The organism is Stenotrophomonas maltophilia (genome assembly GCF_001274595.1).
Classification (GTDB): Bacteria; Pseudomonadota; Gammaproteobacteria; order Xanthomonadales; family Xanthomonadaceae; genus Stenotrophomonas; species Stenotrophomonas forensis.
The window spans coordinates 1590775-1608074 of sequence record NZ_CP011010.1 but is presented as its reverse complement, the minus strand read 5'-3'; the positions used below and the strand labels follow the sequence as shown (position 1 = coordinate 1608074).

The window sequence follows — 17300 nt, the reverse complement described above, 5'->3', positions numbered from 1 at the left end:
CCCACCAGGGTAGATGCCGACCGTTGGTCGGCATTCCCTAATCCAATCGCTTGCGGAAGCGCAGGATCGCCAGCGTCATCATCACCACGATGAAGGCCAGCAGCGCCAGCGCGTCGTGCCACAGCTCCCACAGCGACGCACCGCGCAGCATGATGCCGCGCACCAGGCGCAGGAAGTGGGTCAGCGGCAGCACTTCGGCCAGCCACTGCACCGGCCGTGGCATGCCGGCGAACGGGAACATGAAGCCGGACAGCAGGATCGACGGCAGGAACAGGAACAACGTCATCTGCATTGCCTGGAACTGCGAGCGCGCGCGCGTGGAGATCAACAGGCCCAGCGCCAGGTTGGCCAGCACCAGCAGCACCGCGGCCAGGTAGATGTCCAGCAGGCTGCCGCGGATCGGCACCTGGAACAGCCAGGTGCCCAGCACCAGCACCAGCGTGGTCTGCAGCAGGCCGATGGCCGCATAGGGCAGCACCTTGCCCACCATCAGTTCGCTGCGCGATACCGGCGTGGCGATCAGCAGCTCCATGTTGCCGCGCTCGCGTTCGCGCACCACCGCCACCGCCGTGAACATCACCAGGGTCATGGTCAGGATCACCCCGATCAGCCCCGGCACGATGTTCACCGCTGATCTTCGCTGCGGGTTGTAGAAGCTGGTCACGCTGACCTGGCCGCTGGCAATGCTGCCTTCGCGCAGCGGCCGCGTGTTGCTGGTCGGGCGCGTGTCGAGCGGCACCTGCGCCAGCTGGATCGCCGCACTCTGCACCACGGTATCGCTGCCATCGACCAGCACCTGCACCGCTTCGCGCCCATCGAAACGACGGCGCTCGAAATCGGCCGGTACCACGATGCCGACGCTGATCTCGCCGCGGCGCAGCGCCTGCATCAGCTGATCCGGGCTGTAGGCTTCGCTGCGCGGGGTGATCACACCGGTGGCGACCATGTCCTGCACCAGCGCGCGCGAGGCCGCGCTGTTCGCCTGGTCGGCCACACCCGCATCAAGATGGCGCAGGTTGAGGTTGATCGCATAGCCGAACAGCAGCAGCTGCATCACCGGAATGCCGACGATCATCGCCAGTGTGATGCGGTCGCGGCGCAGCTGGCGCAGCTCCTTGAGCATGATCGCCCACAGCCGGCGCAGGTTCATGCCGCCGGCTCCCTGCCACGACCTCGGGTAGCGGCGACGAACACGTCTTCCAGGTTCGGCGCCACCGCCTCGATATGCGCCTGTGGATCGGCACCGGCCAAGGCGCGCTGCAGTGCCGCCGTGTCGGCCGCGTCTTCGCTGCACAGCACGCGCAGCTGCGTGCCGATCTGCGCCACGCTCAGCACGCCGGGCAGTTCGGCCAGCGCGCGGCTGGCCTGGCGCGGCTGCGAGGAAGTGACCTGCAGCGTGCGCCCTTGCAACCGCGCACAGAGTTCGGCCGGCGTGCCATCAGCCACCAGCGCGCCGCGATCCAGGATCGCCAGACGGTGGCAGCGCTCGGCCTCGTCCATGTAGTGGGTCGACACCAGCACGGTGGTACCGGCGTCGGCCAGTTCGAACAAGGCCTCCCAGAAATCGCGGCGCGATTCCGGGTCGACCGCGCTGGTCGGCTCGTCCAGGAACAGCAGTTCGGGCGCGTGCACCACGGCACCGGCCAGGGCCAGGCGCTGCTTCTGCCCGCCGCTGAGCGTGCCGGCCAACTGCGGCTGCCGGTCCTGCAGCCGATACTGCTGCAACAGTGCATCGACGCGCTGCCGGGCCTGCGCGCGCGGCAGGTCCTGGATCGCGGCAAGGAACTCCAGGTTCTCGCGCACCGACAGGTCTTCGTACAGCGAAAAGCGCTGGGTCATGTAGCCGATGCGGCGGCGCAGCGCCTCGGCCTGTTCCGGCACCGACAGGCCCAGCACCTCGATCTGCCCCGCGCTCGGCTCCAGCAGGCCGCACAGCATGCGGATCGTGGTCGACTTGCCCGAGCCGTTCGGGCCGAGGAAGCCGTAGACCTGGCCGCGAGGCACGGTCAGGTCGACATTGTCCACGGCCAGCAGATCGCCGAAGCGCCGGGTCAGGCCCTGCGCATGCACTGCAATGTCGTCGCCGGTGTTCAGAAGCTCACCCGCACCGGCAACCCGGCCGGCAGTTTCTGCATGTCGGTCGCCTCGTCCACTTCGATCTCGGCCAGGTAGCTCAGCCGCGCCACGTCGTCGCCGGTCAACGCGTAGTACGGCGTAAATGAAGGCTCGCTGCGGATCGAGCGCACATGCCCTTTCAACGCAGCGGCTTGCCCTTCCAGATGCACCTGCGCGGCCTGCCCGACCTTGACCTGCAACCGTAGTGGCTGTGGCAGGTAGACGCGCGCATAGGGGCCCTCGCCGACCAGCATCACCGCCAGTGGTGCGCCGATCGGCGCCTGGTCGCCCTGCCGATAGGGCAAGGCGTCGACCACGCCATCGCGGGGGGCGCGCAGCTGCAGCTTCTGCAGGTTGACGCCCTGCACCACCTGCTGCGCCTGCGCAGCGTCCGCCGCCGCCTGGCCCTGCGCGATATCCTGCGCGCGGCTGCCGTGCACCAGCTCCAGCCAGGCCTGCTCGGCGGCAAGCACGCTGGCTTCAGCGTTGCCGGCGGCGGCCCGTGCGCGGTCCAGCTCGGCGGCGGCGATCAGGCGCTGGCGTGCCAGGGGCTGCACGCGCCGGTAGTAGGCACTGGCTTCCACCGACTCCGCGCGTAGCGCGGCCAGCTGTGCCTGGGCCTGCGCGATCTGCTCCTGCCGTGGGCCGATCTTCAGTTCTTCCAGCTGCGCCTGCGCGCGCGCGGTGTCGGCCTGTGCGGCGGCGAACTGGGCGTCACCGCGGGCCGGGTCCAGCTGCATCAGCACGGTGCCGGCCTTGACCTGCTGGCCTTCGCGCACCTCCACCGCTGCAATCACTTCGGCCGCCGGTGCCGGCACGGTGACCCGGTCCCATTCCAGCGTTCCCAGCGCAGTCGGTGGCGCCTGGCCACAGCCTGCCAGCAGGGCCAGGCCCACCAGTCCGAACCCACGCATGCCGTTGCCCATGCCCATCCCCTCCAGCGACGGCACTACGGTGCCATCTGCCCCGTGCACCCGCGATGATGCCGATCCGCCCCGGCGGTTTTTTCACCACACCATGGAAGGCCTTGTGCCGTCAGGGGCTGGTCCACCTATCCACAGGTTGATTCGGCATCATTCCACAGCCGGTGTGGAAAAGCGCCAGGGGGATGGGCGGATTGCTCGCCTAGCAATGGAACGTGCGCCGGCGGCAGGATGGACCGCATGGCGACAGGAGCGGTCAATCCTTCTCTTCGCCTGGGAACCCAAGCTTCGTGGTACCAAAGCCATACTTGGTTTCCATCAGCTTCTTCACCGGGCCCATTCCCTCCACGCTCATCTTGCCGTCGGGCGTGCCGCAGCGTGTACCGACCTGCGTCCTGCCGTACTGCAGTTCGGCTTCACGACTGCGCTTGGGCCGAGGATCGGGCTCCCACCAGGGGAAATGGGCGTAGGGCTTGTTGGTCGAGACTTCGTAGCGCCAGCACACGAACGACAGGGTCTCTCTACCGGCAGCGTCATAGTCGTACACGCGGTAAGAGCTGTAACCGCTGGTGAGGGGCGTGAGCTTCAATACGCCCTTGTCTGCGTAGGCGCGCAGGTTCTCGGTGTAGGCGTCACCAGAGACAGGGCCGGACAGGATCACGCGCGTGAGCTTGCCCTTTGCGTCGTAGTTTTCCTGACGATTCAGATCCAGCGTGCGCCACTGGCGTTCGCGAGGGTGCTTGGCACCTGGGGAGAAAATTTCGAAAATCCGGCTGTGGGACCGGTGGCGGTACTCGCGCACGCGGGTGTAATCGGTTATGCCCTCAAACAGCCCCGTTGCAACTTCCATTGGCACGCGCTCGCCGGGGAATCTGTAGACCAACTTCTGTTGACCGTCCTGACTGCGCTCAGCGAAAAGAGCTGTCGCATCGGCGGGAGCGATAACGAATGAGTAGTCTTCAATTCCACTAATTCCTCCTTTCTCGCTACCATGAAACATGCTACCGATCCGCGTGCGCTGATTGGCATCTCCGATATAAATACTTCCGCTCGCGTACCACGCGCCATCGGTCGCCTCTGTTCCAATACCGATGTCCTCGCGATAGGGATCCTCACCTGCCTTACGCGTGGCTTTCTTGGTCAAATCAGAGGCCAGCGACCCGTCCGGCCGATAGGTGAAGTACCAAGCATTACTTTTGGACGCCTTCACGCGAAGCTGGGGGCATGTAAAGTCTGCATCATCCGATACGCTGACACCTGAAATCTCATTTGCCACCTCTACGCGACCATTTTCGTCATAGAGCGCACAGAACGTTGTGACCTTACGGCCCGACGTGCCGGTCTGTTGAATCGATGTCAATTGACCCGACGTATCGTAATCAAGCTCGTGCGCCTTATGCAGTTCAAAGTACGGATACAGCAACTTGACTGCAGGATGCAGGCTTCGGGGAGGCGCTTCACCAATCAGCTTGTACTCCCGCCTTCTCCATTCCTCAGCACGGCAGATCCGCTGCCCTTGGCCAGTAGTTTCCAGATAGTAGACCGAACCACCATTCGAGTCGAATGGAACGTTGTTCAACTTAGCCAGATCAGGACCGGTCCTGATTCTTATGTAAGGTGCCACCTCGTTCGCGCGACTGAGGCTGGCGCCTACTGCATCTCCTCCACCATCCAAGCTTGGCGTAAACTTGACCACCATGCTGTGTCCCTGAAAGCGGCCATCCCCTTCATTTTTTGAACTGCAACCTGCATGCGCGGCTTGCACGGCGCACAGAGCACTCACCGCAATCAGTGCTTTCAGCAGCAAATACTCACTCACACCTTTTCTCCTTGACTCAAGGCAGCATGTCGAGTCGAGTATGCCAATTCACTTGACCTATCCCCCTGAACAGGCAGGGCTGCAATGATCTCGCTCGGCATCGCGGCAGCCGGATCGTCCATGTCACTCCCCCAGAGGAGTGGCATGGTCACCCAGAAACCCTGAATCCCGCGGCGCGTTGCGGTACCTCTGAGAAAATCCGTCGCCTTACGCACATCATGCCGCCCCACTGCATCGGTCACGTAGTCGTTCACAACACTTGGCTCCTTCATGAAATCTGACTGCAGATCTGCCGGCTGCGCGTAGAGCATGCGCCTGACGTGCCCTTTGTCACTAAGACCTGCCGCCGGAAATCCATGAAACACAGAGTCGTAGCGAGGGAAAGAGTCGCGCGGGACATTCGTGAAAACACGCTGATAAGCTTCGGAATTGGCATCCGCAAGCTGCCTGATTCCCATCCAAGTTCTGGCACTTGCCGGTTTGTCGACCTCCAGGGTTGGAACTTTTTCGCTGAACCAAGGGTAGTAGTCTTCGGTTGCATTAGAAAAGACGAATTGCCCCCCCTTCTCAGGCTTCGTCTCAAGCGCCTGCCCCAGGAACTTCCTCCAAAGTTTCATCCGCAGATCCCGCGCAAACTTCCGGGTTATCACCTGCACGCCATTGCCCAGGTCCATCGACTTGGCCGCACCATCCACGATCACTGCGGCTATCTCGGTGTCACCCGTGCCCAGCAGGCTGCGGTCGTTGCAGTTCGCACTTCCAATGATGGCCACAGCGTCGTCCACGATCAGCAGCTTGGAGTGTACGTAACACTGCTCGGTCACCACGTACAAGGGGGTGGCCTGATCCGCGCCGATCGTATGCGGTGTGTAGTGGTTCTTGTGGTTGATGTCGGCCAGGACCCCATAACTTCTCAGGTTCATTACCGACAGATATTCCTTCCAGCGCCCGGCCTTCACCTCTGCCTGCAGGTCGGCCTCTTCCACGCTCGCCTCGCGGATGTCCTTGTCGCGCGCGATCAGTGAACGGCAGATGCGGCGGATCAGGCTGTCGTCGCCACGCAACAGGGTCTGCTGCACCCAGTACTGCTGCTTCAGCACGGCACCGTCGAACAGGCTGCCTTCCGGATGCACGGGCAAGGTGATGTACACATGGAAGCCCTGTCCGGCCACGATGGCGCGACGGATGCGCGCGGCGATGGCCGCCACCAGCGGATCGCTCAACGGCGTCAGTTCCGTGCCACGCGCCAGCGTGGTCTACTCCGGCAGGCCGACGCCTGTCACAAGTTCGGGAAAGAAGTCTCGCCCTACTCGCCCGGCAATCCCAGCTTGGTCGTCCCAAACCCGTACTTGGTTTCCATCAGCTTCTTCACCGGGCCCATTCCCTCCACGCTCATCTTGCCGTCCGGCGTGCCGCAGCGTGTACCGACCTGCGTCCTGCCGTACTGCAGTTCGGCTTCACGACTGCGCTTGGGCCGAGGATCGGGCTCCCACCAGGGGAAATGGGCGTAAGGCTTGTTGGTCGAGACTTCGTAGCGCCAGCACACAAACGACAGAGTCTCTCTACCGGCAGCGTCATAGTCGTACACGCGGTAAGAGCTGTAACCGCTGGTGAGGGGCGTGAGCTTCAATACGCCCTTGTCTGCGTAGGCGCGCAGGTTCTCGGTGTAGGCGTCACCAGAGACAGGGCCGGACAGGATCACGCGCGTGAGCTTGCCCTTTGCGTCGTAGTTTTCCTGACGATTCAGATCCAGCGTGCGCCACTGACGTTCACGGGGGTACTTTGCGCCAGGAGCGAAAACTTCGAAAACACGCTGACCGGTGCTGTGGTAATACTGGCGGACACGAGCATACCCTACAACCCCCTCAAGGAGACCCTTAGCGAGATCGGGTGGCACACGCTCACCAGTGAAGGTATAGCGCAACTTATGCGATGCCTCCTGGCTGCGATGCGCGAATACAGGCGTCACGTCGGACGAGGCGACACTGAAATTCGTGGTCTCAAAATACTCAATCCCGCGCGCATCACTCATCCCGAAAACCAACGAATCATACCCCACGCCATTCGAACCATTAACGTAGTACAGCTCCCCGTACCCTCGCCAGGATCCGTCTTCAACGGCCCGATCCTCCGCCCCGGCGCCGGACTCCTGCGACTGTCCAGGCTGCACCAGCGATTTTGAAAGTTTCCTCTTCAACGCCCCGTCATTTCCGTATTGGAAATATTCCGTCATACTCAGCGAAGGAGTGCCCCGCAGAGTCTCACAGTTAAAGTCGTGATCAAACGACACCGGATTGTTATCTGTCGAAGTGGCAACCGCGACCCTTCCTGCGGCGTCATAAAGCGCACAGAACTGGACTTGGGATCTGCCACCTGAATCATCAAGAATCACCGACTCTATCCGCCCTTGATCGTCGTAGATGAAACGCCTTGAGCTTTCAACCTTGAAGTATGGATAGACCCTTCCAACTGCCTCCGGAATATCAGCGGGCACCTTTCGAAAAACGGCCTCTCTTCGAACCCATTTCTCTTCGCGGACTACACGAAGTCCACTTCCGCCATTAGGCTCAAGATACACAACAGCTCCTCCATCTCGATCAAACGGCTTGTTCTCGATTTCATCAGGGGAGGTCAACCTAATAGCCACGTTGGGAGCAAGAATTGTCGGCCTGTCTCCGGAGACCCTGACAACACCGCGCGAATCGGGAGAGAACCGAACTTGTACATTCTTTGGCACCTCCCCCCATGGCTCAATGCCCGCGCCGCTCGCCCCGGCCACAATCGGAAAGCAAAACAGCATCGTGATCCAACCAAATTTCATGAATGTGCCCCGCTTACCGATGACGACTTTTTATCATTGAGCGCCAAGAGCACTTCACTCGACCCCAACGCTGGTGCAGCTGCAATTATCTGATTCGGCATTGCCGCGGCAGGATCATCCATACCATGCCCCCACAAGAGCGGCATGGAAACCCAGAATCCATGAAGATTCTTCTGATCCTTCATAAAACTCATCGCTTTCGCAACATCGTGACGTCCGACGCTGACGGTTGCCCCGTCCGCCAATTGACTTGGCTCGATCATGAATTCCGGCTGCAGATCCGGCGGCTGGGCGTGCAACATTCGCAATTGATGCCCTTTTTCATTGAACCCAGCAGCGGGAAAACACTGGAATACTGAATCATAGCGCGCCATGGAATCACCAGGAATGTTGGAAAACACTCGATGATAAGTGGCCAAGTTAAGGTCAGCTATCTTTCCAATTTCCCGCCAGGTGGATGACGCGACTGGAAGCTCTACGAAAGCACTCCTGGGTCGCTTTTGAAATGGCGGATAGTAGGGGCTGGTGGCATTCGACTCAGCATACCCTCGCTCCTTTCCGTCATTGACTGCGATTTCCTCCCCCAGGAACTTCCTCCAAAGTTTCATCCGCAGATCCCGCGCAAACTTCCGGGTTATCACCTGCACGCCATTGCCCAGGTCCATCGACTTGGCCGCACCGTCCACGATCACTGCGGCGATCTCGGTGTCACCCGTGCCCAGCAGGCTGCGGTCGTTGCAGTTCGCACTTCCAATGATGGCCACAGCGTCGTCCACGATCAGCAGCTTGGAGTGTACGTAACACTGCTCGGTCACCACGTACAGGGGGGTGGCCTGGTCGGCGCCGATCGTATGCGGTGCGTAGTGGTTCTTGTGGTTGATGTCGGCCAGGACCCCATAACTTCTCAGGTTCATTACCGACAGGTATTCCTTCCAGCGCCCGGCCTTCACCTCTGCCTGCAGGTCGGCCTCTTCCACGCTCGCCTCGCGGATGTCCTTGTCGCGCGCGATCAGCGAACGGCAGATGCGGCGGATCAGGCTGTCGTCGCCACGCAACAGGGTCTGCTGCACCCAGTACTGCTGCTTCAGCACGGCACCGTCGAACAGGCTGCCTTCCGGATGCACGGGCAAGGTGATGTACACATGGAAGCCCTGTCCGGCCACGATGGCGCGACGGATGCGCGCGGCGATGGCCGCCACCAGCGGGTTGCTGGCCGCCGACTTCACGCCCTGCTTGCGCTTCACCAGGTCCTGCACAACGCCGGTTTTCCCGATGGGCCCACTCATGGCCACGCCCTTGTCGACGTAGCCGGCCTTCTTTTTTTCGGCTTTGGTCATGGGCCGCCGCTCGCCGCCCTTGATTGCCGTCTCCACTGTCGTGCCGGCTTCAGCGTCGGACCAACCGCATTCGGAAATCAGGAACTGGGTCTCGAGGTAGACAAAGGCGCGCGCGGAGGCGATGCAGTTGACCATCGCGTCAAGGATGGAGTGCATCGGCTGGTTGCGCTCCCAGTACGGCTGCAGGCAACTGGCATCGTCCAGATTCAGGCCGAGTTCCTTGCAGCCCTTCTTCTCCAGCGCATGCAATGCCGTACCCGAGGAACGCACGATCTGTACGGTGACGTCGCCGGCCGTGCCCGGCCGGGCCAGGTCACCGAACAACGCCTGCATGCCGCCCATCGCCTGCAGCCATTGATCGCTCAACGGCGTCAGTTCCATGCCACGTGCCAGCGTGGTCTGCTCCGGCAGGCCGGCGCCTGTCCAGTCGTTGGCACCGCGGATGCCCCGGTTCAGGACCTTGCGCACCGCCGTGCCGATTTCACGGTCGCCGCGCTGGTTCTGCCAGACCATGGCGTTCCAGCGGTGCATGAAGTTGCGGCAGATGTCGAACACCGCCGGTCCCTGCAGGCGCGCGTGCACGTCCTGCCACGGCATGCGCGGCTGGCGGCCGCTGTCGAGCAGGCGCTGGATGCGATCCACCGGCTCGTTGATCCACTTCACCAGCGATTCCCACGCCTGTTTGGCCTTGTTGAACTTGTTCTCGATCTCGGCATATTTGGCCTTGGCGTCCGTGACCAGCGAGTCAGGATCACGTACGTATCCCACGACCGTGGTGGCCGTCTTGATCGGGCCCAGAATGGCGTCCTTGATCGCGACCTTGCGCTCATCGACCCACTCGCCGAACTTCTTCGCCTGGATCTTCGTGAAGCCTTCCACTGCACGCCCTGCGGCGGCGGCAGCCTCGCCGACGTTCAGCTTGACCGCCTCGTCGGCGGCCCGGTTGGAAGCGGCGATGACGTCGGCGTATTCCTTTTCGATCTCGGTCAACCACCCTTGAATGGCCAGGAAGGTCTTGGCGACCGAACGCTGTACCTTCACGGCTTCTTCCATGCCCGGAATGACCATCTCGGCAAGCTTGCGGATGCCTTCGCGCTCCAGCGCGTCCGGCACGCCCAGCTTGTCCGCATAATCCTGCAGTTCGGCCAGTGCGGCGCCGGCATCCCACTGCGCCTTCATCCGGTCCAGCGCGATGGCCAGGCCCGGCACGTATGCCTGGGCAAAGCCGGGGCGGACACGGCCGACCGCGTCCGGGCTGGTATCGGGCTTGTCCAGGGTCAGGTCCTGCTCAGCCCTCGTCATGCCCCGAAACTTGCTCAGGCAGTTGTTGTAGTGGTCATTGAGCACATGCAGCGTCGGGTCGCAGACCACGTCGAAGTTGCCGTCGTCCCAGCGCCCGTGGGCGATGTCCAGGCCGCCGACGAAGCCGATCTTCCCGTCCACCACCAGGATCTTCTGGTGGTGCGAAAAGGCGATGTTGAAGGCATCGGTGCGGCCGGTGGCCGGGTTGTGCAGGCCGACCTGCACCTGCCCCGGCGTATTGGCATCCTGCATCTTGTACAGGGCCGTACGCGCCTCGTTCTCGTGGGTGTAGGCCGCCGCCTCGACACTGTCGTAGAGCAGCACCCGCGCGTCCACGCCGCGCTGGTTGATGGCATCGAACAGCAGTTCACTCAGTCGGCTGGCGTGGGCACCGCCGCGGCTGTCCAGCTCGGTGTCGAAGTTCATCTGCCAGTCGGCGATGAATATGAACTTCTGCGCGCCGCGGATGGCATCGGCCATCGCCTTCATCGCTGAGCGGCCATCGGTGTAGGCGTCGACCTTGTTGCCGCGCCGCACCGGCGCGAACTGGCGGTCCGGTGGCGCGTAGTAGTCACCGCTGCTGGTGCCCTTCTGCCCGTCCAGGCAGGTCAATGCGGTATGCGGGACGCTGCCCAGCTTGGTGCCGTCTGCCATCACTGGATCTCCTTGCGCTGGGCCGGGTCGGCGTCGATATGCGACTGGAACTCGTACTCGGCACGCTGCCGGTAGGCATACAGCGCCGCATCATCGGGAAGGTCTGCCAGGGTTTTGCCGTAGTTGATCGCTTCAAGCGTGTCCATGGTGGCGCGCACGCCTGGCGAGCTGCTGTAGGGGCGCGGACGCTGCAGGGGAATCACGTCGATGCCATGCACCAGGAACAGCCGCCCCGGGAACCGGCCGGCATCGTTCCAGATCTTCGCGCACAGGGCGTCGTCAAGGCTGACGTCGCCCTGCTCGTCGGCCTGCCCTTCGGCAACGGTCTCGGCCCAGTTGGCCGGCACCAGCGCGCCATCTCGCATGTCCTCGTCCAGCGCCCGGCGGGTACGCACGATCTTCCAGGGCTGGCCTGCCAGCGGATGCCCCTGCGGCCCCGGAATGTCCTGCAGGCGGAAGGCCAGCTTCGGAATCTGCTCGCTGAGGGTGCTGGTTGGCATGTCCGGGAGCGCATAGCTGAGCTGCGCAGGCCCGACGAAGGACTTCTGCCCGGCATGCACGGTGATGGTGCCGGGACAGTTCACCACCAGGTTGCCGCCCTCCAGGGTGAGGCTGGCGCCACCGGCGGTGGCGATATGCAGCGTGCGCGGCGCGGCCAGTTCCACGGCCGCCTGGGCGCTGGCGGCACGCAGAGAGGCACGCGATTGCACGTTGATCTGCGCGGACTGGGCGCGGACGTCCAGCGCCGCCTGCCCTGCTACGACGCTCAATGCAGCCTCGCCGGCAAAGGTCCGGCCACTGGCCGCGAGCACGCCCACGGCCTGCATCGCGTGCAGGCGCGCGCTACCGGCCACGCTGGCATCGCTGTGCTGGCCACTGGCCAGCACCACATGCCGGGCACTGCTCCACTGCAGCGCCTGCCCGGCCACCATGGCCAGGCCGGCATGGCCGTGCAGCCCGAGCATGGGCTCTTCGGTATGCGGCACGGCGCCGCCGGTGGGCCGACCCTCACCACCTGCGCGGGCCTGTGCGTAGTCCTGCCCGGGCACGCTGGCGCGCGCGACCCGCTGCAGGCCCGCCAGGCCCGCGCTGTCGTCCGGCGGAGCGTGGCTGGCCATGCCGACCGCCCGGTGGGTGGTCGCCATCGCGTGCCAGGACCCGGCCAGGGTTGACGCCTGCTGCAGCAGCGCACTGGCGGCAACGGCCTCACCGGCCGGCGAAGCGGGCGCGCGGGGGTGCGCGATCAGCCATGCGCCACGCTCGGCGCGCAGTGCACCCCAGGCATCGGTACGCAGTTCCGCGCCCTCGCCGCGCAGGGACCCGCGATGGTTGTCGGCCTGGTGCCGCAGGTGGCCAAGATTCAGTTCGCTGATGGCATGGCTGCTGGCCAGCTGCAGGCGCAGCTGCGCATCGGAGTCGTCGAATACCAGGCGGTTGTAGCCGGTACCGGACCACTCCCGTGACTGGATGCCCCACAAGGCACCGGCATGCCGGTGCTGGCCTTCACCGGGCGCCATCGCATGCCAGGCAGGGGCGTGGCCGCCGGCCGCATTGCCCTGCGCACTCGGACGCCTGTCGGCGGCCTGGCCGAACAGGCCTGCGTCGCTACCGGCTGCGGCCGCACCGGCAGGCGTGGGAGCAGCGCCGGCATCACCACGGCCGTTGTACAGCGCACCCAGCACCAGCGGCCGGTCGATGTCGCCCTCAAGGAAGCCGACCAGCACCTCCTGGCCTACACGCGGCAGGAACTGCGAACCCACGCCTGGCCCGGCGTAGCGCTGCGCCACCCGCATCCAGCACGTTGCCTCGGCGTCGGTGGCCCCCTGCAGATGCAGGCGCACCCGGACCCGGCCCTGGCTGTCGGCATGCAGATCGGCGTCACTCCGGCCATCGCCGGCGATGACCCGGGCGGTCTGGTAGCCCGGTGCAAGCGGCCGCGGGTTGATGCGCTCCCCGGTCCCGTCCTGCAGTACCGGGCGCCATGGCTGCCGCTGGTCGACGGCCCGGAACCGGTTGGCGTAGCCCAACGCCGAGGACGCCTCGAGCGGGGCTCCCGGCAGCCCTGCGCTGGCCGCGAGCCAGGGCGCAGGTGGCTCGGCCCGCCGCTGCCCGCGCCCCTGCGTGATCGGCGGCGGGTTGCACCCGTGGTGCAGTACTTCAGTTGGAAGGAGGGTCGGGGCGGCGGCGGTTCCTGCCGCCAGCACGCGGATGAAGCGGCCCGCCTGCAGGCTTCGAACGCTGCCGGTGCCCAGCCAACCGGCCAGGCCCGCCTCGTGCGCTTCGGCCACCCGGCGTGCCCGGCGCTGCCCATCGGCCGCCTGGGCGAAGGCATGCGCGCCCACCGGGTCGTAGATCTCGCGCGGACTCTGGCCGCCCGCCTGCAACGGCAACTGGACATGGCGGAGCACCGGCCCCCGGTAATCGCTGGTGACCAGCGACAACCGGTTGCTGCCCAGCAGGCGACGTGCGCCCAGCTGCTGCAGCGTGTCCGCCACTTCGGTACCGTCATTGCGATGGAAGCGGATGCCGCCATCGCGGGCGGACTGAGGGTTCTCCGGCTGCGCTCGACTGTCGGAAAACAGCACGAGGGTCAGCCGCCCGCCGCTGTCGCTCTCGAATGCGCCGGCAATTCCCTCTTCGGCCAGCAGGCGCTGCACGAAGGCCAGGTCCGGCTCGCGATACTGCACGCAGTAGCTGCGCGCAGGCGCCTCGGCCAGAGCGGCTACGGCGTCCTCGCTCCAACGCCAGCAGGCCAACTCGCCATGCCCGCCCAGCACGTCCTCGACGATGTCGCGCACGGTGCGCTCCTGGTACACGCGGCTGTGCCGTGCATGCCCCAGCATCCAGGTCCATGGGACACAGTGCAGGCGATAGCGCGCCAGGCCGCCCTCGCTCTCCAGCCGATGGGCAGAGGCAACATACCCGCAGCGCAGATGGTTCTGGCCATCGTCCAGGCGGGTGACCAGCGCCGCCTCGCGACCCGGCCATTCACCGAACGCGAGGCCCGCGTCCGGATGCAGCACATCCACCCAGTAATCGAATCCACCAGCCAGGCATTCATGGCCCCACCATTGTTCGACGAACAAAGGGGGCAGGCCATCGGCCCGCAGGCGGTGCAGTTGATGGTCCGGCTCCAGCCCGACCAGCGAAGCAAGCGCGGCATGCGCGAGTGAAGCATCCATGTCATTTCCTGTGCCAGGCGCTCCTGCCCTGGCGATGGCCTACCTGCCACTTCCGCGTTGCTACGGGCCGGGCAGCGCGCTGCGCCGATCCTCGCGGAAGACCCTGTTCCCTTGGGGCTCCGGGCTGATAGTCATCCGCGGCCCGGCCGCCGTCAAGTTTCCGGCACTCCCCCCTCCGCCGGTCATGACGTTTTTTTCACCATCGGCTCATGGAGCCTGTGGCACAAGGGACGAAGGTGTCTATCCACAGCTTTCTTCCAGCCCGGTCCACACGCCATGTGGAAAACGCCCGGCGCTGGCCGTGTGACCCTGCCGCGCGCTACCCTTGCCGCCTGAATCCACTGTGGTGCAAGGCTTCCGCCCTACCCGATCAATGAAAAGCATCGAGCATCGAGACTTCACCCTGTCGCCGGAAGACAACGAGCGGCTGGCCAACCTATGCGGTCCGTTTGACGGGCATCTGCGACAGATCGAGCTGAAGCTCGGCGTGGAGATCGCCAACCGCGGCTTCGTGTTCCGCATCAGCGGACCGGAAGAGGCCATCGTCGAAGCACAGAAGCTGGTCGAGGCGCTGTACGCCGAGGCCGGCGAGACCACCTTCGACAACCATGCCATCCATCTGCGCCTGGCCCAGGCCAACGTCGAGCAGATCGCCGAGCGCTCCTACGAAGCGCAGGACGTGGCAATCAAGGTCAAGCGCGGCACGGTGCGCGGACGCGGTGCGAACCAGGGCCGCTACCTGCACCAGATCGCCACCCACGACATCAACTTCGGCATCGGCCCGGCCGGTACCGGCAAGACCTTCCTGGCCGTGGCCAGCGCGGTCGAAGCGCTGAATGAATCGCGCGTGCAGCGGCTGATCCTGGTGCGCCCGGCGGTGGAGGCCGGCGAGAAGCTGGGCTTCCTGCCCGGCGACCTGAGCCAGAAGGTCGATCCCTACCTGCGACCGCTGTACGACGCCCTGTATGAAATGATGGGCGTGGAGAAGGTGGTCAAGCTGCTGGAGAAGAACGTCATCGAGATCGCGCCGCTGGCCTACATGCGCGGCCGCACGCTCAACGATGCGTTCGTGATCCTGGACGAAGCACAGAACACCACCATCGAGCAGATGAAGATGTTCCTGACCCGTCTCGGCTTCGGTTCCACCGCGGTGGTGACCGGCGACCTGACCCAGACCGACCTGCCCAAGCACGTGCGCTCTGGCCTGCGTGACGCCATCGATGTGCTGCGGGGGGTCGAGGGCGTCAGCTTCACCTTCTTCGAATCCCGCGACGTGGTCCGCCACCCGCTGGTCGCGCGCATCGTCAGCGCCTACGACCGCCGCGACCTGCATCAGATCCAGCCTGGAGCAACTCCATGACCCGTGGTCCCGTGCGACTGGATGTCGCCGTCAGTTACGCCCTGCCGCGCACCGGCCTGCCGGCGGCGGTCAGCTTCCGCAAGTGGGTGGCCGCCGCACTGAAGGGTCGCATCCGCGAGGCCGACCTGGCCATCCGCGTGGTCGACGCCAAGGAGGGGCAATCACTGAACCGCCACTACCGCGGCAAGGACTACGCCACCAACGTGCTCAGCTTCCCGGCCGAAATGCCCGAAGGCCTGCCCAAGGGCGTCAAGTTCCCGTTGCTCGGCGACCTGGTGATCTGCGCGCCGGTAGTGGCCCGCGAAGCCGATGAACAGGGCAAGGCGCTCAATGCCCACTACGCGCACCTGACCGTGCACGGCGTGCTGCACCTGCTCGGCTGGGACCACGAGGACGACAAGGAAGCCGAGGCGATGGAACAGCTGGAGCGCGAGATCCTGGCCGAGCTCGGCATCGCCGATCCGTACGCCGGCGAGCGCTGAGCAGGCCGGGCGGCCATCCCCCGGGTCCACAACGAAAACACGAGGAACAAGGATGATCCAGCAAGGCAGCTTCATCACGCTACTGATCGTGGGCGGCCTCTTCGCCGCCCTGCTGGTGCTGGGCGTGCGCACCGTCCGGCGCATCGCTGCCACCGATCCCACCGGGCAGCACTGGCTGCTGCGCGGCCTGGCGCTGCTGTCGCCCCTCTGCCTGGTGGCAGGGCTGGCGATCGGCATGATCGGGCCGTACCTCAACGACCGGGCGCAGCCCGCACACGGCCCCGGCCTGCTGACGATCTCGATGCTGCTGATGCTGGCGGGTGCGCTGGCGCTGCCGGTGCTGTGGCGGATGATGCTGCAACGGCGCCTGGGCCGGCCCGCCAATGGGCTGCCGTTCTTCCATGCCTCGCGCACCTCGCTGCTGGTGCTGTACGTACTCGCCGCGGTCTACATGATGCTGATCCGGAATGCCGGGCCGAACCCGATGCCCTGGCTGATGGACGCTGGGCTGGTGCCGACCGTGGCCTGGGCCATCGCGGGGCTGCTCCACCTCGCGATGCTGTCGGTGCTGATCACCCTGCCGCTGATGTTGCTGCGTGCAGTGATGATCGGAGTCGCCCGCCGTATCACCCGGCCGTTCACCCGTTCCTCGGGGCTATGATGGCGCCCCACCGCCTGCGGATACCGCCCGTGTCACTGCGCTGCTGCCTGATCCTGCTGGGTGCCCTTGCCGCTCCGCCTGCCTTCGCCTCCAGCCTGGACCTGCCGGCGCTGATCGAGTGCCGGCAGCGCGTGGCCGATCTCGGTGCGCTGGCGCCGCTGCTGGCCGACCCGCTGAAGGCCGTGGCCCTGGGCCTGCAGCCGTTGCCGCAGGGCAACCAGTTCATGAGCGAGTACCGGCTGGCCCAGCCGATCACCGTCTTCGGCGTGGCCACCGAGCGGGTGGCGGTGGCCGGCGCCAGCATCATGGCGGTGCTTGACCAGGCCGACCCACGGCCGCTGGCCAAGCGGCTGGGGCTGGAAACCGGCTACGACCAGGACGGCAAGTTCATGGCCGGCCGCGAACTGGTCAGCCGTGATGTGACCGACCCGAAGACCGGTGAGGCCCAGATCGAGTCGATCATCCTCAGCGTCTCCACCGTGGCCTCCCATCCCGGCAAGACCCTGGCCGGCTGCACCTACAGCCTGGACCTGCCCGAGGAAGAAGCCCCCGCGCGGCCTGAACTGGCCCCGCCGCCGATCACCGGGCCCGGCAGCGACGGTCACTGACAGGCCGTCACATCCTGCTAGACTGGGGCCAACGCC

The 17300-nt window shown here is 65.0% G+C and carries 12 protein-coding genes; 4 read left to right on the top strand and 8 right to left on the bottom strand.

The window, feature by feature from the left end; translation table 11 throughout:
- Nucleotides 1-37 precede the first annotated feature (37 nt).
- The 8 genes from VN11_RS07355 to VN11_RS07320 all read right to left on the bottom strand — a co-directional run bounded on the left by VN11_RS07355 (nucleotide 38) and on the right by VN11_RS07320 (nucleotide 14153).
- Nucleotides 38-1150 (bottom strand): ABC transporter permease, encoded by a 1113-nt coding sequence (locus VN11_RS07355; protein WP_008265309.1) that lies wholly within the window; start codon nucleotides 1148-1150, stop codon nucleotides 38-40.
- A complete protein-coding gene (locus VN11_RS07350; RefSeq protein ID WP_053449279.1) occupies nucleotides 1147-2070 on the bottom strand; it encodes an ABC transporter ATP-binding protein in 924 nt (307 codons plus the stop codon). Before VN11_RS07350 ends, VN11_RS07355 begins: the two co-directional genes overlap by 4 nt.
- 20 nt (nucleotides 2071-2090) lie before the next feature.
- Nucleotides 2091-3047, bottom strand: coding sequence for an HlyD family secretion protein (locus VN11_RS07345; protein WP_053449278.1), 957 nt, complete (start codon nucleotides 3045-3047; stop codon nucleotides 2091-2093).
- A 247-nt stretch (nucleotides 3048-3294) separates the two neighbouring features.
- Nucleotides 3295-4857, bottom strand: a complete 1563-nt coding sequence (locus tag VN11_RS22200) for a hypothetical protein (protein WP_148564948.1) — start codon at nucleotides 4855-4857, stop codon at nucleotides 3295-3297.
- Complete coding sequence (locus VN11_RS07335; protein ID WP_053449276.1) at nucleotides 4854-6080, bottom strand: phospholipase D-like domain-containing protein; 1227 nt, start codon at nucleotides 6078-6080, stop codon at nucleotides 4854-4856. Before VN11_RS07335 ends, VN11_RS22200 begins: the two co-directional genes overlap by 4 nt.
- A gap of 83 nt (nucleotides 6081-6163) precedes the next feature.
- Nucleotides 6164-7678: a hypothetical protein gene (locus VN11_RS22195; protein WP_148564946.1), complete on the bottom strand. Its 1515-nt coding sequence runs from the start codon at nucleotides 7676-7678 to the stop codon at nucleotides 6164-6166.
- Nucleotides 7675-10971, bottom strand: a complete 3297-nt coding sequence (locus VN11_RS07325; protein WP_053449274.1) for a phospholipase D-like domain-containing protein — start codon at nucleotides 10969-10971, stop codon at nucleotides 7675-7677. Before VN11_RS07325 ends, VN11_RS22195 begins: the two co-directional genes overlap by 4 nt.
- Nucleotides 10971-14153 (bottom strand): type VI secretion system Vgr family protein, encoded by a 3183-nt coding sequence (locus VN11_RS07320; RefSeq protein WP_080374887.1) that lies wholly within the window; start codon nucleotides 14151-14153, stop codon nucleotides 10971-10973. The genes VN11_RS07325 and VN11_RS07320 overlap by 1 nt, the downstream gene beginning before the upstream one ends.
- A gap of 373 nt (nucleotides 14154-14526) precedes the next feature.
- Between VN11_RS07320 and VN11_RS07315 the strand changes: the two genes are divergently transcribed.
- Genes VN11_RS07315 through VN11_RS07300 form a run of 4 tightly spaced genes read left to right on the top strand, consistent with a single transcriptional unit; the run spans nucleotide 14527 to nucleotide 17264 of the window.
- Nucleotides 14527-15513, top strand: coding sequence for a PhoH family protein (locus VN11_RS07315; RefSeq protein WP_006429312.1), 987 nt, complete (start codon nucleotides 14527-14529; stop codon nucleotides 15511-15513).
- Nucleotides 15510-15995 (top strand): rRNA maturation RNase YbeY, encoded by a 486-nt coding sequence (ybeY, locus tag VN11_RS07310; RefSeq protein WP_053449273.1) that lies wholly within the window; start codon nucleotides 15510-15512, stop codon nucleotides 15993-15995. The genes VN11_RS07315 and ybeY overlap by 4 nt, the downstream gene beginning before the upstream one ends.
- 52 nt (nucleotides 15996-16047) lie before the next feature.
- Entirely contained in the window at nucleotides 16048-16656 is a 609-nt protein-coding gene (locus VN11_RS07305; RefSeq protein ID WP_053449272.1) for a hypothetical protein, read from the top strand.
- Nucleotides 16656-17264, top strand: a complete 609-nt coding sequence (locus tag VN11_RS07300) for a hypothetical protein (protein ID WP_080374995.1) — start codon at nucleotides 16656-16658, stop codon at nucleotides 17262-17264. Before VN11_RS07305 ends, VN11_RS07300 begins: the two co-directional genes overlap by 1 nt.
- Nucleotides 17265-17300: the final 36 nt, after the last annotated feature.

Excerpts from the sequence above, each read along its gene's own strand:
- VN11_RS07345 (WP_053449278.1), bottom strand. The coding sequence starts at position 3,047 with ATGGGCATGGGCAACGGCATGCGTGGGTTCGGACTGGTGGGCCTGGCC.
- VN11_RS07320 (WP_080374887.1), bottom strand. The coding sequence starts at position 14,153 with ATGGATGCTTCACTCGCGCATGCCGCGCTTGCTTCGCTGGTCGGGCTG.
- VN11_RS22195 (WP_148564946.1), bottom strand. The coding sequence starts at position 7,678 with ATGAAATTTGGTTGGATCACGATGCTGTTTTGCTTTCCGATTGTGGCC.
- ybeY (WP_053449273.1), top strand. The coding sequence starts at position 15,510 with ATGACCCGTGGTCCCGTGCGACTGGATGTCGCCGTCAGTTACGCCCTG.
- VN11_RS07315 (WP_006429312.1), top strand. The coding sequence starts at position 14,527 with ATGAAAAGCATCGAGCATCGAGACTTCACCCTGTCGCCGGAAGACAAC.
- VN11_RS07305 (WP_053449272.1), top strand. The coding sequence starts at position 16,048 with ATGATCCAGCAAGGCAGCTTCATCACGCTACTGATCGTGGGCGGCCTC.
- VN11_RS07325 (WP_053449274.1), bottom strand. The coding sequence starts at position 10,971 with ATGGCAGACGGCACCAAGCTGGGCAGCGTCCCGCATACCGCATTGACC.
- VN11_RS07300 (WP_080374995.1), top strand. The coding sequence starts at position 16,656 with ATGGCGCCCCACCGCCTGCGGATACCGCCCGTGTCACTGCGCTGCTGC.
- VN11_RS07355 (WP_008265309.1), bottom strand. The coding sequence starts at position 1,150 with ATGAACCTGCGCCGGCTGTGGGCGATCATGCTCAAGGAGCTGCGCCAG.